Raw genomic sequence first — 14,939 nt, 5'->3', positions numbered from 1 at the left:
ATGACTTCCAGCTCACTGGCCCGGCGCCTGATCGATCAATTCCAGCATGGCCTGCCGTTGTGCGCCGAGCCCTATCGGGCCATGGCCGAGACCTTGGGCTGCAGCGAAGCCCAGGTCATCGACTGCCTGCAACATCTGCAAGTGGCCGGGACCTTATCGCGGGTCGGCCCGGTGTTCGAACACACCCGGGCCGGGGCCAGCACCCTGGCCGCCCTGGCCGTGCCCGAAGACCGCTTGCACCAGGTGGCCGCACGCATCAGCCAATACCCGGAAGTCAATCACAACTATGCCCGCGAACATCGCTACAACCTGTGGTTCGTGCTGACCGGCCCCAACCGTGCCCACCTGGAAAACATCCTCCAGGAACTGGAGAACGACACCGGTCTCACGCCACTGGACCTGCCCATGCTGACCGCCTACCGCATCGACCTGGGCTTTGCCCTGGAGGCCACCCCATGAAAAACGCCCTGAGCGAACAACAGTCACTGGCACTGCGCCGTTTGCTGGAAACCGGCCTGCCCCTGACATCGCGTCCCTTCCAGGCCCTGGCCGAGCAGATCGAGGCCAGTGAGCCGCAGGTGCTCGAGCAGGTGCAGCATTGGCATGAACAGGGGCTGTTCCGCCGTGTCGGCCTGGTGGTCAACCATCGCGCCTTGGGGTTTGCCGCCAACGCCATGCTGGTGCTGGACGTGCCGGACGCCTTGGTCGATGAAGTCGGCCGACGCCTCGGACAAACACCGGGCATCAGCCTTTGCTACCAACGCCCCAGGCGCCTGCCCCAGTGGCAATACAACCTGTTCTGCATGATCCACGGTCGCCAGCGTGACCGTGTCGAGACCCAGGTCCAGGCGTTGCTGGAAGAACACCAGCTGGACGACCTGCCCCACCAGTTGCTGTTCAGCACGCACCTGTTCAAGCAATGCGGCGGACGTTTCGCCGCCCCCGCCGGAGCCCGTATCGATGGATGACCTGGACCGTCGCCTGATCAATCGCCTGCAACTAGGCCTGCCGCTGGTGCGTCATCCCTGGCAGGCCCTGGCCCAGGAACTGGACAGCAGCAGCACCGAATTGCTCGACCGCCTGCATGAGTTGCTCAACGACGGGGTCCTCACCCGCTTCGGTCCGATGTTCGACATCGATCGCCTGGGCGGTGCGTTCACCCTGGCGGCGCTGGCAGTGCCCGAGCCGCGCTTCGAGGCCATCGCCGAGCTGCTCGCGGACATGCCCGAAGTCGCCCACAACTACCGCCGCGAGCACACCTGGAACATGTGGTTCGTGCTCGCCTGCCCCAGCGAACAGGCGATCAACGACACCCTGCTGCACATCGAACACCTGACCGGCCTGGTGCCGCTGAACCTGCCCAAAGAGGAGACCTACCATGTCGGCCTGTATTTCCCTGTCTGAGTCTTTGTGGCAAGCGCCGCCACGGCTGGATGAAACACCCTTGGCGCTGCGCCTGGTGGAACTGACCCAGGCCGGCCTGCCCTTGCTCGAAGACCCCTGGGCCTGGCTGGCCGAACAACTGGAACTGAGCGTGGAATCCACCCTCGACCTGCTCAAGCGCCTGCAGGCCGAGGGTGCGATCCGCCGCATTGCCGCCGTGCCCAATCACTATCGCCTGGGCTATCGCCACAACGGCATGACGGTCTGGGACGTGGCGGATGCCGACATTTCGCGTCTCGGCGCCCTGCTGGGGGCGCAGCCCTTCGTCAGCCACTGCTACCGGCGCCCGCGCCGGCCCGGCTGGCGCTACAACCTGTTCGCCATGGTCCATGGCCGCAGCCGCGAAGAAATCGACAGCTACCGCGAACACCTGCGCTACCTGCTGGGGGACGCCTGCGCCGCCGACGACATGCTGGTGAGCAGCCGCATCCTGAAAAAAACCGGCCTGCGCCTGACGCCTGTGGGAGCAAAGCTTGCTCGCGAAACAGGGGCGTCGGTTTTATGAAGGACCGCATCGGTTTCATCGCGGGCAAGCCTTGCTCCCACCAAGCCTTGCTCCCACGGAGCGACTTATGTTGAGGATCAGCCGCATCCTGAAAAAAACCGGCCTGCGTCTGACACCTGTGGGAGCAAAGCTTGCTCGCGAAACAGGGGCGTCGGTTTTATGAAGGACCGCATCGGTTTCATCGCGGGCAAGCCTTGCTCCCACCAAGCCTTGCTCCCACATCAAAGGAGCACCTTATGTTGAGACCGGCCTGCGCCTGGCGCCTGTGGGAGCAAAGCTTGCTCGCGAAGCAAGCACCTCGGTTCCAGAAGGACCGCATCGGCTTCATCGCGGGCAAGCCTTGCTCCCACCAAGCCTTTCCCACATCAAAGGAGAGCGACTCATGTTGAGGATCAGCCATTACCTGCGAGCCCTGGACGGGCATTGCCCTGCCCCACGCGTCGCGCCACCGGGCAGCTGCCGCCCGCCGGTGGTGATCTGGAACCTGCTCAGGCGCTGCAACCTGACCTGCAAGCACTGCTATGCAACGTCGGCCGACAGCGTGTTTCGCGATGAACTGGACACCGCGGCGGCGCTCCAGGTCATCGACGACCTGCACGATGCCGGCGTGCGCGTGTTGATCCTGTCCGGCGGCGAACCGCTGTTGCGCGAGGATCTGTTCCAACTCAGCGCCTATGCCCGCGACAAAGGTTTTTTCCTCGCCTTGTCCACCAACGGCACGCTGATCGACACGTCCAATATCGAACAGATTGCGGCGGCGAACTTCGATTACGTGGGCATCAGCATCGACGGCCTGGAAGCGACCCACGATGAATTCCGTCAGCTCAAGGGCAGTTTCGCCAGCTCCATGGCCGCCATCCGGCTCTGCCGTGAACAAGGCATCCGGGTCGGGTTGCGCACCACCCTCACCCAGCAAAACCATGCCCAGTTGCCGCGCTTGCTGGACTTGATGAATGAGTACGACGTACAGAAATTCTACCTGTCGCACCTCAACTACAGCGGCCGGGGCAAGCGCAGTCGCAAGCTCGATGCCCATCAGCAGATGAGCCGCGAGGCCATGACCTTGATCTTCGAGCGGGCCTGGCACGACATCGAACAAGGCCGCGACAGTGACTTCGTCAGCGGCAACAACGACGCCGACGCGATCCTGTTGCTGCAATGGGTATCCCGGCGCCTGCCCCAACACTACGCCGCACTGGAGCAGATGCTGCGGGCCTGGGGCGGCAATGCCTCGGGCAGCGGCATCGCCAACATCGACAATACCGGCGAGGTCCACCCCGACACGTACTGGTGGCAGCACTCGGTGGGCAATGTCCGCCAGACACCGTTCAAGACACTCTGGCTCGAGCGCCCCGATGCCCTGCTGCTGAAGCTGCGCGAACACCCACGGGCCGTGGGCGGTCGCTGCGGGCAATGCCGCTGGCTGGCAATCTGCAACGGCAATACCCGCACCCGGGCCTGGGCCGACGGCGACCTGTGGGGCCAGGACCCCGGCTGCCACCTCAGCGACGAAGAAATCGGCTTGCACGCGATCCCCAGCGTTGCGATGCCCTGCGCCTGATCAACCGACGGCGAACCTGATACCGAACCAAGGAAGTCCCATGCCTGCCTCCATCGTTTTGCCCGCTGCCCTGCAAGCGTCCTTCAGACCGGGTGAAGTCGCCCTGGTCGGCGCCGGCCCCGGTGACCCGGGCCTGCTGACATTGCGCGCCTGGAGCCTGTTGATGCAGGCCGACGCGGTGGTCTACGACCGCTTGATCAGCGCGCAATTGCTCAGCCTGATCCCGCTGACCTGCGCCCGGCATTACGTCGGCAAGGCCGCCGGTTGCCACAGCCTGCCCCAGCCACAGATCAACGAACTGCTGGCCGACCTGGCCGACCAGGGACAACGGGTGGTGCGACTCAAGGGCGGTGATCCGTTCATCTTCGGTCGCGGCGCCGAGGAACTGGAGTATCTGCTGGCCCGCGGCATCGATTGCCAAGTGGTGCCCGGCATCACCGCCGCAGCTGGTTGCAGCACCTATGCCGGCATTCCCCTGACCCATCGCGACCTGGTCAATTCCTGTCGTTTCATCACCGGTCATTTGCAACGCGAAGGCGACTTGAACCTGCCCTGGCAAAGCCTGGCGGATGACAGCCAGACCCTAGTGTTCTACATGGGTCTGTCGAACCTCGGCACCATCGCCGCACAACTGATCGCGGCGGGCCTGGCGGCTGATACGCCGGCGGCGCTGATCAGCAACGGCACGCGCCCCGACCAGCAGGTCCTGCGCGGCACCCTCCAGCAATTGCCGCAGATGGCGCTGGCATGCGCCGAAGGCCTGCCGACCTTGACGGTGATCGGCAAGGTGGTTGGCTTGTTTGCCCATCAGGTATTGGAGCATCCGGCCCGCCTGCACCCGGCCCTACCGCTCCAGCCAAGTATCGCGAGGGTCGCCTCATGAGAATCGGCTGGCTTGCCCCATTGCTGTGGATCGGCGCTGTCCACGGCGCCACGGTACCTGAACCGGACCTGGCGTTGGCCGAACAGAACTACCAGCAACACTGCCAGCAATGCCACGGGGTGAATCGCATCGGCGGCGCCGGGCCGGCGCTGTTGCCCCAGAGCCTGAGTCGGATCAAGCCCGACGAAATCCGCCAGGTGATCGAAAATGGCCGCCCGGCCAGCCAGATGGCGGCGTTCGGTGCGGTGCTGGAGCCTGCGCAGATCGATGGCTTGACCCACTATCTCCAGCGTCCACCCGCGGTCGAACCGACCTGGAGCGAGGACGACACGCGCCGCAGCCATCGCCTGCTGGCGGATGTCACCAGCCTGCCGGATAAACCCCAGCACCACGCCGACCCGCTGAACCTGTTCGTGGTGGTGGAAGCTGGCGATCATCACATCGATATCGTCGACGGCGATCGCTTCGAGGTCCTGGCGCGCTTCGCCTCACATTTCGCGGTGCATGGCGGGCCGAAGTTTTCGCCGGACGGACGCTTCGTCTATTTCGCCTCCCGGGACGGCTGGATCAGCCTGTATGACCTGCACAACCTCACGCTCATCGCCGAGGTGCGGGCCGGGCTCAATACCCGCAACCTGGCGGTGAGCAAGGATGGGCGCTGGGTGCTGGTGGGCAACACCTTGCCCGGCAACCTGGTGGTGCTGGATGCCCGCGACCTGTCACTGGTCAAGACCATTGCAACGGTGGGGCTGGATGGCCAGGCGTCGAGGGTCAGTGCGGTCTATACCGCGCCGCCGCGCAACAGCTTCATCGTCGCCTTGAAGGATGTGAAAGAGCTCTGGGAGCTGTCCACCGGCCCGAACCCGGACTTCGTGCCCCGGCGGATCGAGGCCGGGGATTTCCTTGATGATTTTTCCTTCTCGCCCGATTACCGGCAGTTGCTCGCCACCTCGCGCAAGGCCCAGGGCGGCCAGGTGATCGACCTCGACACGGGGCGGATCGTCACCGACATCGCGCTGCCGGGCATGCCGCACCTGGGCTCGGGGACCTATTGGAAACGCGATGGGCACTGGGTGTTCGCCACACCCAACATCAGCAAGGGGCTGATTTCGGTGATCGACTTCGACACCTGGAAAGTCATCAAGCAGATCCCCACGCTCGGGCCGGGTTTCTTCCTGCGCAGCCACGTCAACTCCCGCTACGCCTGGACCGACGTGTTCTTCGGCCCGGACAACGATGCCATCCACCTGATCGACAAACAGACCCTGGAAATCGCCCATACCCTGCGGCCCATGCCCGGCAAAACCGCCGCCCACGTCGAGTTCACGCGCGACGGCCGCTACCTGCTGCTGAGCATTTGGGACACCGATGGCGCGCTGATCGTCTACGACAGCAACACCCTCAAGGAAATCAAGCGCCTGCCCATGAACAAGCCTTCGGGCAAATACAACGTCGGCAACAAGATCGAGTTCGCCGAGGGGACGTCACACTGAAAAAAAGGGGGCTGATGCGCAGCCCCCCGGGAGCAAACGTCCCCGCCACAAAAGACTGAGACGGTGTCCTGTTGGAATGACTATTGTGGCGAGGGGATTTATCTGTGGGAGCAAGGCTTGCCCGCGATAGCCGCGCCGCGGTCGAACTGCTGGACCGCGTTATCGTTCATCGCGGGCAAGCCTTGCTCCCACAGGCCTTGCTCCCACAGACGGCGTCGGACCCAAAGGATCCAACTCTTACCAGGTGAGCACCGCACCCACCGCAAAGGTATCGGTGTCTTCGTTCTGGGCGCTGGTGTCGTGGCCGTTGATTTCGAACTGGTTGTACTCGGCCACGAGCTTGAGGTTGTCGTTGATGTCGTGGAACAGCGCGATGCCACGGGTTTCATAATCGGCGCCACTGCCCACCACGCCGTTGCCGTCGTCATCGGTCTTGCCGTAGGACAGCGCCAGGCGGTTTTTGCCCAGCTTGTAGGAGCCCTGCAACAGGTAGCCCTTGCTGTCGACATTGCGCAGGGTGGCTTCACCGGCGTTGTTGGTGAAGAACGGGTTGATGCCCTTGGCCTGGAACCCCGAGCCGGTCAGCGACAACCCGCCCATCTTCGCCTGCACGCCATACCCCAGGCCCTTGGACGTCACCGATTCGACGCTGGCGTCGGTGTTGTCCGAGGTCTGGTAGCTGCCGTTGAGCCAGCTGTAGATCTTCGCCCCGCCCAGGTCGAACTGGTAGGTGATCTCGCTCTCGGTGCGCGGGTTTTCCTGATAGGCCTTGCCGGTGGCGCTGTTGTCGTTGGTGTCCACCGGGTCCATGATCCCCACCGCCACCCGCAGCCCCTCCATCACCGGCGTGCGGTAGGTGATCTGCGAGGTCGGGAACGGGTACGGATAACCGCTGCCGATGTTGCCAAACGACACGCCACCGCCGTCCACCAGCCCCAGGGTGTCGCTGACCTGGCCATAACCGGCGAGCAGTTCGTCCAGCAGGATGTTGGAGCGGGCAAACAGGCCGAAGTCCTTGCCGATCAGCACCTCACCCCACTCCGGGTTCGCCACGGTGCCGTAGAACTGGCGCACGTCGATGGCAGTGTCGGTGCCATTGGTTTCACTGTCGTTGATGGTCACCCAGAACGAAGCCCGGGCACCGAGCTTGAGGTCATCGACCTGCTTGCCCATGTTGAAGCCCAGGTAGTTGGGCAAGAAGCCCATCTTGACCCGCGCCTGCCGACGGTCGTACTGCTCACCCGCGCGGTCGACGTCGCTGTTGACGTAAAAGGCGTTGATGTAGCCGTCGGTGGAAAAGGTGGTCTGATCCTTGTCGTACAGCATGATTTCGGCGTTGGCCCAAGGCATCAGGCCCAGGCTCGAAACACCTACGATGACCGCAGGCAAAAAACGTTGGCGGGTATTTTTATTGTTGTGCATGGCGCGCTCCGCAACAGGGGACGGGATGTCGGAGGCGATTATCGAAAGGCGCCCGGGCGCGTCATACGCTGCCTTGGAGGCAATTGGCGGATGCTTTGGCAGCGCCGGCCCGGCGCGGCAGTTTGGGTGTAAGACGGCGAGGCTGGCGGGTGCGGTACTTTGGGTGTGGGTCGCAGGGCGGCCTAGGGATGTGGGAGGGATTTTTCTGTGAGAGCAAGACCTGTGGAGATACCTGTGGAGATACCTGTGGAGATACCTGTGGAGATACCTGTGGAGATACCTGTGGGAGCAAGGCTTGCCCGCGATAGCCGCGCCGCGGTCGAACCGCCGGACCGCGTTATCGTTCATCGCGGGCAAGCCTTGCTCCCACAGACTTTGCTCCCACAGACCTTGCTCCCGCTGGCCTGCGCAGCAGGCCCCTCGCCTTCGGCTCAGAACCGCGGCTTGACGGTCTTCCACTCCGGCCGGTAACGCTGCATCTGCCGCACATCGTCGCGCTGGCGGATGCCGCAACTGAGGAACTGCTCATGCAGCTTGCCCAGTTGATCCCGGTCCAATTCCAGGCCAAGGCCAGGCGCCCGGGTGATCTTCACGCAGCCGTCGACAATCGGCAGCTTGCCGCCCTTGATCACTTCTTCATCCGGTTCCTGCCAGGGGTAATGGGTGTCGCAGGCGTAGTCCAGGTTCGGCACCGCGGCCGCCACGTGGGCCATGGCCATGAGGCTGATGCCCAGGTGCGAGTTCGAATGCATCGACACGCCCAGGCCAAAGGTGCTGCACATTTTCGCCAAGGCCTGGGTGTCGCGCAGGCCGCCCCAGTAATGGTGGTCGGCCAACACGATTTGCACACTGTCCAGCGCCACGCTGCGGCGAAACTCATCGAAATCGGTGACTACCATGTTGGTCGCCAGCGGCAGCCCCGTGCGTTTGTGCAGCTCGGCCATGCCTTCCAGCCCCGGCGTCGGGTCTTCGTAATACTGCAGGTCATCCCCCAGCAGCTCGGCCATGCGAATCGAGGTTTCCAGGGACCAGTTGCCATTGGGGTCGATGCGCAACGGGTAGCCGGGAAAGGCCTGTTTCAGCGCCTTGATACACGCGACTTCATGCTCCGGATCGAGGGCGCCGGCCTTGAGCTTGATGCTCTTGAAGCCATAGTCCTGGATCATCCGCCGGGCCTGGGCGACGATCTGCTGTTCGTTGAGCGCCTCGCCCCAACTGTCGGGCGGGTACGGCGAATCGATGTGCTCGGCGTACTTGAAAAACAAGTAGGCACTGAACGGGATCTCGTCGCGAATCGCGCCGCCCAGCAGGTCCACCAGCGGCACGTTCAGGGAGTGGGCCTGCAAGTCCAGGCATGCCACTTCGAACGCCGAATAGGCATTGCTCACTGCCTTGCTCGCGTGGGAACCCGGCGCCAGTTCGGCACCGGCAACGCTGACCGGTTTCTGCGCGGCGACGGTCGCCTGGACGATGGCCCGCAACTGGTTGAGGTTGAACGGATCCAGGCCGATCAACTGGCTCTGCAACTGCTGCTGGATCGCCAGGGCCGGCGCATCGCCGTAGCTCTCCCCGAGGCCGATGTAACCGTTGTCGCTCTCGATCTCGATGATCGAGCGCAACGCGAACGGCTCATGGATGCCGCTGGCGTTGAGCAAAGGTGGATCGCGAAAAGCGATGGGGGTGACGGTGACGCGTTTGATCTTCATACAGCGGCTCCCGATGGGCCAGGTTTCAAAGCTTGAGAGGTTTGCGACTGATCGGCTCCGGCAACGGTTTCGGGGCGGCCGGACCGTGAGTTCGGGGTGTCGCGCTTCGGTGCGGTGCGGGCGAAAAAGATCACCACGGCGGCGACAAGCGACGTGGCGGCCAACCCATACAGGCCGCCTTCGATGGAGCCGGTGGTCTGCTCCAGGAAACCGAACGCCGTCGGCGCGACAAAACCGCCGAGGTTACCGATGGAGTTGATCAAGGCGATCACCGCCGCCGCGATGCGTGCATCCAGGTAACCCTGGGGAATCGGCCAGAACAACGCCGAGGCAGCCTTGAAACCAATAGCCGCGAAACAGATCGCCACGAAGGCAAAGATCGGCCCGCCCGTGGTGGACATGAACATGCCGAACGCAGCGACCACCAGCGTCACCGCGACCCAGGCCTGCTGGAATTTCCATTTGCCGGCCAGGGCGGCAAAGCCGTACATCGCAATGATGGAAATGATCCATGGAATGGAGTTGAGCAAACCGACCTGGAAGTCCCCCAGGTTGCCCATTTTCTTGATCATGCTCGGTAGCCAGAACGTGGCACCGTAGATGGTCAAGGCGATGGAAAAGTAGATGAAACAGAACAGCGCGATCTGCCGGTCGGCCAGCAACTTGAACATCGACGGCTTGATCACCTGGGCCGCTTCCCGGGCCCGTTGCTCTTCAGCGATGGCGGCGATCAATACGCTTTTCTCTTCAGCCGTCAGCCATTTCGCCTGGCTCGGATGCGACTGCAACCAGAACCAGACAAACCCGCACAGCACGATGGAGGCAAAACCTTCGATCAGGAACATCCACTGCCAGCCATGCAGGCCCAACCCGCTGATGTGCAGCAAGGCGCCGGACACCGGGCCGGAAATCACCGAGGCAATGGCCGAACCGCTGAGGAAGATCGCCATCGCCTTGCCGCGCTCGTTGGCGGGTAGCCATTGGGTGAAGTAGTAGATGATGCCGGGAAAGAACCCCGCCTCCGCCGCGCCGAGGATGAAGCGCAGCACATAAAAACTGGTCTCGCCGCGCACAAAGGCCATGGCCATGGCGGCCGCGCCCCAGGTGAACATGATGCGCGTCAACCAGGCACGCGCGCCGTAGCGTTGCAAGAGCATGTTGGACGGGACTTCGAACAGCGCGTAGCCGATGAAGAACAGTCCGGCGCCGAGCCCGTAGGCCGCCGCGCCGATGCCCAGGTCGGTTTCCAGGTGGCTGCGCACGAAGCCGATGTTGACCCGGTCGATGTAGTTGACGATGAACATCACCACCACCAGCGGCAGGACATGACGTTTGACCTTGGCCGCCGCGAGCGCCAGGGTGCTGTCATGGGTGGAGTCCGTTACGTTATTCAAGGGGTGCCTCCCGATCATTGTTTTTGTGGGGAACGGGACGATGATGGACGCGACGGATTGTTCCCGTCTAATCTAACTTGGCACTTGATTGATACCTGGATTGAATCAATGTTTGAACTGGCCCAGCTGCGCTGCTTCACCACCGTGGCGACCGAACTCAACTTCCGTCGCGCCGCCGAACGCCTGAACATGACCCAGCCACCGCTGAGCCGGCAGATCCAATTGCTGGAGCACCACCTGGGCGTCGAGCTGTTCACTCGCAGCACCCGCAGCGTGGCGCTCACCGCCGCCGGCCGGGCGTTTTTCATCGAGGCCCAGAACCTGTTGGAACAGGCGCAACAAGCCGCCGAGGCCGCCAAGCGTTTTGCCAAGGGTGACATCGGCTCGGTCACCATCAGCTTCGTCGGCAGTGCGGTGTACGAGTTTCTGCCCAAGGTGATTGCCGAGGCCCGGCTGAAACAGCCCCAGGTCAAAATCGTCCTGGCGGAGATGAACACCTACCAGCAGCATGAAGCCCTGCGCGCTCGGCGCATCGACCTGGGCATCGTCCGCTCGCCACTGCTGGAAACCGGCTACGCCACCGAATGCCTGGTGCGCGAACCCTTCGTGCTGGCGGTGCCTGCCGGACATCCGCTGGCCAGCGCTGAAACCGTCAGCGTCCAGGACCTGGACGGACAACCGTTCCTGATGTACTCCCACGCCGCCTACCCGCCCTTCAACGAACTGCTCACCGGCATGCTCCGCTCGGCCCGGGTCGCACCGCAATTCGTGCAGTGGCTGGGGTCGTCGCTGACGATCCTGGCACTGGTCAACGCCGGCATGGGCCTGGCCCTGGTACCGCGTTGCGCCACCAGCGTGGTGTTCAAGCAGGTGGTGTTTCGCGAGATCGACCTGGGCGAAGGGGTGCAGAGCGAATTGCACCTGGTGTGGCGCGAGGACAACGACAACCCGGCGTTTACCATGTTGCTGGAGGGGATTCGGGGGGCGGTTCGGGAAGGGTTGTGAAGGCGGAACAACAAGGGAACCCAACATTCCACCGAGCGTCGTGGACTTAGGTTGTGAGGGCGCTTGCGGCGCCCCCCACAACACTACCTGGCGACTACCCAGGCTTGTAGTTATCCAGTACTCGATTGACCGCTAGCTCACCCAACATGATGACCCGTTGCAGCACCAGCATCGTTTGGCGCCTTGGGCCGTCCGTCAACTCGGTGAGGTCGCTGACCATCACGCTGGCGGATGCCAAGGATTCGCACGCCTCCACGAGTAACGTTTCGTCATCCACCGCTGCGTCGATGGTGAAGATCGTGCTGGGCTTGCGGGGCGGTATCTGCGTTTTCGTTGCCCCGGGGTTCAGGTAGTGCTTGAGCGCGCGGTCTGCCGCCTCTTTCAACTTTTCAGGGTCGAGAGAGTCGCCGTAGAGTACCGAATAGATATCCGGGGGGTTGGGCGTTACTTTGAACATAATTGACAATTCCTACATTGGAGCTGCAACCGTTCTCTACTAAAAGAAGGGTGGCGGCTGTACGCAGGTTAGTAGACCGGTAGGAATTGGCAAAACCCGGCGCGCCCGAGGGCACCCTGCGCACAACCACCATTTAGTGCAGGCATATAAATAACCTGACTGAACGGTGCTCAAGCACCTTACCAAACCTGATGGGCTACTAAACCCGACCACTGATGGGCAGTGGCAGGTAAACGATAGAAGCCAGGGGCAAAGCGCACAAGCCAGCGGATTCTGACGCATGCGTAAGTAAGGACGCAAGGGCTCGTAGCCTTTGGGGCGTTATGTGGAATGTATTTAAACGTGTCGCGCTGGATATGTTTTCTTAAATTAAACATGGCGACTTTTCTTCGTTATTTCTTGGGGCTGTATGGGTGTAAATACAGTGTCTTATGGGACGCTTTGGCCTCATCGATATTAAACGAGGTCATGCCGTAGATAATACGTTGGCGGATGCCTTGGGGAATTTTCCTACAGTTGACCGGCTACAACTTGTTGCGTTATCAAATGGCACCTTGCCCGATATTGACCTGCGGTTCCTCATAGACCGATTGGACTTTGATCGTTCCCACGCTCTGCGTGGGAATGCATCCCGTGACGCTCTGCGTCACCTTCCAGAAGCGGAACGCGGAGCGTCCCTGGCGACATTCCCACGCAGGAGCGTGGGAACGATCGATATGTATTTTCAGCCTTAAAAATCACATGGTTGCAATTTGTTCCATGAGAGCTTGCTCCCTCGCCACATTGTCAGCGCTCTTGAGCCATGCACCCGGCTGGTTTGCCAACATCTCACCCCTAGTTGTACGATGACCGACGAGCGCACATCGCTCGCGTTCCTGATACCTACAACAACAAGGAAATCCCCATGAAAAAAGCGACATTGGTCATCAGCTTCTTGTGCCTGTTCAGCGGCTACGCAGCGGCAGCCGCTACATCGGCCGAGCAGGAGGTGGCCCAGGCGGTCGATCATTTGACACAAGCCATGCTGCACAAAGACATTCCCCAGCTCCAGGCACTGGCCGCCGAGAACCTGACCTATGGTCACTCCAGCGGCAACATCCAGGACAAGAAGGCCTTCATCGCCGACATCGAAACGGGCAAGAGCGCATTCAAGACCCTGGAAATGCAGAACCAGAAAATCACCTTGTCGGGTGATGTGGCGCTGGTGCGCAACCACTTCTCGGCGCAGGCGCTCAAGGGCACTGAAGTGGTGCCGACGGAAATCGAGAACTTCCAGATCTGGCAGAAACAGAAGAATGGCAAATGGCTGCTGATCGGTCGTCAGGCGTTTCGGTTCTGATAGCGGGTTGACCGGGTCCACGAGATATCTGTTTTTGATCGTTCCCACGCTCTGCGTGGGAATGCATCCCGTGACGCTCTGCGTCACCTTCCAGAAACGGAACGCGGAGCGTCCCTGGCGACGTTCCCACGCAGGAGCGTGGGAACGATCGATATGTATTTTCAGCCTTAAAAATCACATGACGGTTTGCTCCCCTCACCGGTTGTTTTTTCCCCTCAATCCGCGGCCCACTGCTGGCGGTATTGCAACAGGAAATCCACAAAAGCACGCACCCGCTGCGGCACATACCGGCCGTGGGGATACAGCAAGGTGAACGGCCGCGACCGCCCCGCGAAAGGCGCAAGCACCTCCACCAGTTGCCCGTTAGCCAGCTCCTGTTCGACGATGAATTTGTAAGTCTGGAACAAGCCCGCGCCATGCTTGGCCAGCGTCACACCGCCGAGCACATCGTCCGAACAACAGTAACCCCCTTCGCCGAACACCTCCTTTTCCTTGCCCTCGACATTGAACAACCAGGAAATCCGTCGCCCGTTACTGGGCAATTCGAACTGGATGCACTCGTGATCGTCCAGGTCTTCAAGCACCTGCGGCGTGCCGGCCTTGCGCAGATAGTCAGGAGACGCGACCACCACCAGTTTCCCGTCTTCCAGCAGCCGGGCGATCAACGACGAGTCCGGCTGGGCCCGCACCCGGATGGCGAGGTCATAACCTTCGGCGACGAAATCGATGTTTCGATTGCTCAGGTGCAGGTCCACCGTCACTTGCGGGTACAGCGCCCGAAAGGCCGGCAGCAAGGGCAGGATGCGGTGATGACCGTAGGTGGTGGGCAGGCTGATGCGCAGTTGCCCGGACGGCACCGATTGCGCGCCCATCATTTCCTGTTGCGCCTCGACCAGTTGCGTCAACGCCTGGCGGCATTGCTCGAAATAGGTCTTGCCGGCTTCGGTCAGGCGAATACTGCGGGTGGTGCGCACGAAAAGCCGTGAGCCCAGGCGCTCTTCCAGGCGAAAGATCGAGCGGCTCACCGCCGCCGGGGTAACCCCCGCCAACTGCGCCGCCGCCGTGAAGCTGCCCGCCTCCGCCGCCAGGCAGAACAATTCTATGCTGCCCAACTGCAGGTCTTCGAAATGACGCTTCATGATTCATTACACCGCGTATCAACTGAAGTTTCCAAAGGCCTGTTTATCAGTCTGCGGCGTATAAATATAGTGGCCTCTCAACGGCGTGGGATTCTTCCTGCGCACTTTCTCAGCTGCTGGAGTGCAACATGCCTTTCGTCAATGTGCGAATTACCCGAGACGGCGTCACCCGTGAACAGAAAGCCCAGGTGATTTCCGAAATCACCGAAACCCTCCAGCGCGTACTGGGCAAGGACCCGCATTTGACCCACATCGTGATCGAGGAGGTCGACACGGATAATTGGGGGTACGCGGGGATGACGACGACGCAGTATCGAAGTCTTCCCAAGGAATAAGGCTTCACCCTTGCGAGCCCGGTCCAACTGACCGGGCTTTTTTCTTCGTGCCAACCCGACAACCTTGTGAGAGCGAGCCTGCTCGCGATAGCGGTGTGTCAGTCAACATCAATCCCGATTGGCCTGACGCCATCGCGAGCAGGCTCGCTCCCACAGGGGATTACTGGCGAACGTGGATTTTGCGATCAGCCGGGAACATTGTGGGAGCGGGCTTGCTCGCGAAGGCGGTGTGTCAGCAATGGAGTTTTGACTGGCAC

Annotated in this window: 15 protein-coding genes; 10 read left to right on the top strand and 5 right to left on the bottom strand. The window is 61.8% G+C overall.

Going from position 1 to position 14,939, the window contains the following annotated elements:
- From AD662_RS13705 to AD662_RS13675, 7 genes are all read left to right on the top strand, one after another.
- Nucleotides 1-459, top strand: coding sequence for an Lrp/AsnC family transcriptional regulator (locus tag AD662_RS13705; RefSeq protein WP_018613493.1), 459 nt, complete (start codon nucleotides 1-3; stop codon nucleotides 457-459).
- A complete protein-coding gene (gene ahbB / locus AD662_RS13700) occupies nucleotides 456-968 on the top strand; it encodes a siroheme decarboxylase subunit beta (RefSeq protein WP_053188037.1) in 513 nt (170 codons plus the stop codon). Before AD662_RS13705 ends, ahbB (AD662_RS13700) begins: the two co-directional genes overlap by 4 nt.
- Complete coding sequence (locus AD662_RS13695; RefSeq protein WP_018613495.1) at nucleotides 961-1,404, top strand: Lrp/AsnC family transcriptional regulator; 444 nt, start codon at nucleotides 961-963, stop codon at nucleotides 1,402-1,404. The genes ahbB (AD662_RS13700) and AD662_RS13695 overlap by 8 nt, the downstream gene beginning before the upstream one ends.
- Complete coding sequence (gene ahbB, locus AD662_RS13690) at nucleotides 1,379-1,948, top strand: siroheme decarboxylase subunit beta (protein WP_053188035.1); 570 nt, start codon at nucleotides 1,379-1,381, stop codon at nucleotides 1,946-1,948. The genes AD662_RS13695 and ahbB (AD662_RS13690) overlap by 26 nt, the downstream gene beginning before the upstream one ends.
- A gap of 382 nt (nucleotides 1,949-2,330) precedes the next feature.
- Nucleotides 2,331-3,509, top strand: coding sequence for a heme d1 biosynthesis radical SAM protein NirJ (gene nirJ / locus AD662_RS13685; RefSeq protein WP_053188033.1), 1,179 nt, complete (start codon nucleotides 2,331-2,333; stop codon nucleotides 3,507-3,509).
- A gap of 40 nt (nucleotides 3,510-3,549) precedes the next feature.
- Nucleotides 3,550-4,392 carry a uroporphyrinogen-III C-methyltransferase gene (gene cobA / locus AD662_RS13680; protein WP_053188029.1) on the top strand — a complete coding sequence of 281 codons (843 nt, stop codon included), beginning with the start codon at nucleotides 3,550-3,552 and terminating at the stop codon, nucleotides 4,390-4,392.
- Nucleotides 4,389-5,885, top strand: a complete 1,497-nt coding sequence (locus tag AD662_RS13675; RefSeq protein WP_053188026.1) for a nitrite reductase — start codon at nucleotides 4,389-4,391, stop codon at nucleotides 5,883-5,885. Before cobA ends, AD662_RS13675 begins: the two co-directional genes overlap by 4 nt.
- Before the next feature lie 237 nt (nucleotides 5,886-6,122).
- On the opposite strand, the gene AD662_RS13670 is transcribed toward AD662_RS13675, so the two are convergent.
- The 3 genes from AD662_RS13670 to AD662_RS13655 all read right to left on the bottom strand — a co-directional run bounded on the left by AD662_RS13670 (nucleotide 6,123) and on the right by AD662_RS13655 (nucleotide 10,425).
- Nucleotides 6,123-7,307 carry a porin gene (locus tag AD662_RS13670; protein WP_053188023.1) on the bottom strand — a complete coding sequence of 395 codons (1,185 nt, stop codon included), beginning with the start codon at nucleotides 7,305-7,307 and terminating at the stop codon, nucleotides 6,123-6,125.
- A gap of 431 nt (nucleotides 7,308-7,738) precedes the next feature.
- Nucleotides 7,739-9,013, bottom strand: coding sequence for a glucarate dehydratase family protein (locus tag AD662_RS13660; RefSeq protein WP_053188017.1), 1,275 nt, complete (start codon nucleotides 9,011-9,013; stop codon nucleotides 7,739-7,741).
- Nucleotides 9,010-10,425, bottom strand: coding sequence for an MFS transporter (locus AD662_RS13655; protein ID WP_053188015.1), 1,416 nt, complete (start codon nucleotides 10,423-10,425; stop codon nucleotides 9,010-9,012). Before AD662_RS13655 ends, AD662_RS13660 begins: the two co-directional genes overlap by 4 nt.
- Before the next feature lie 90 nt (nucleotides 10,426-10,515).
- On the opposite strand from AD662_RS13655, the gene AD662_RS13650 reads away from it, so the two are divergent.
- A complete protein-coding gene (locus AD662_RS13650; protein WP_018609622.1) occupies nucleotides 10,516-11,412 on the top strand; it encodes a LysR family transcriptional regulator in 897 nt (298 codons plus the stop codon).
- A 94-nt stretch (nucleotides 11,413-11,506) separates the two neighbouring features.
- On the opposite strand, the gene AD662_RS13645 is transcribed toward AD662_RS13650, so the two are convergent.
- Complete coding sequence (locus AD662_RS13645) at nucleotides 11,507-11,869, bottom strand: DUF6124 family protein (protein WP_053188012.1); 363 nt, start codon at nucleotides 11,867-11,869, stop codon at nucleotides 11,507-11,509.
- 904 nt (nucleotides 11,870-12,773) lie between these two features.
- Between AD662_RS13645 and AD662_RS13640 the strand changes: the two genes are divergently transcribed.
- Entirely contained in the window at nucleotides 12,774-13,208 is a 435-nt protein-coding gene (locus tag AD662_RS13640) for a nuclear transport factor 2 family protein (protein ID WP_053188009.1), read from the top strand.
- Between the two features lie 215 nt (nucleotides 13,209-13,423).
- Here AD662_RS13640 and AD662_RS13635 read toward each other — a convergent pair whose 3' ends face one another.
- A complete protein-coding gene (locus tag AD662_RS13635; RefSeq protein WP_053188007.1) occupies nucleotides 13,424-14,347 on the bottom strand; it encodes a LysR family transcriptional regulator in 924 nt (307 codons plus the stop codon).
- A gap of 128 nt (nucleotides 14,348-14,475) precedes the next feature.
- Between AD662_RS13635 and AD662_RS13630 the strand changes: the two genes are divergently transcribed.
- Complete coding sequence (locus AD662_RS13630; RefSeq protein WP_003202537.1) at nucleotides 14,476-14,682, top strand: tautomerase family protein; 207 nt, start codon at nucleotides 14,476-14,478, stop codon at nucleotides 14,680-14,682.
- Nucleotides 14,683-14,939 lie beyond the last annotated feature (257 nt).

Source organism: Pseudomonas kilonensis, from assembly GCF_001269885.1.
In the GTDB taxonomy this organism is placed as follows: domain Bacteria; phylum Pseudomonadota; class Gammaproteobacteria; order Pseudomonadales; family Pseudomonadaceae; genus Aquipseudomonas; species Aquipseudomonas kilonensis.
The sequence above is the reverse complement of the archived record's forward strand: the minus strand, read 5'-3'. Positions and strand labels throughout refer to the sequence as shown.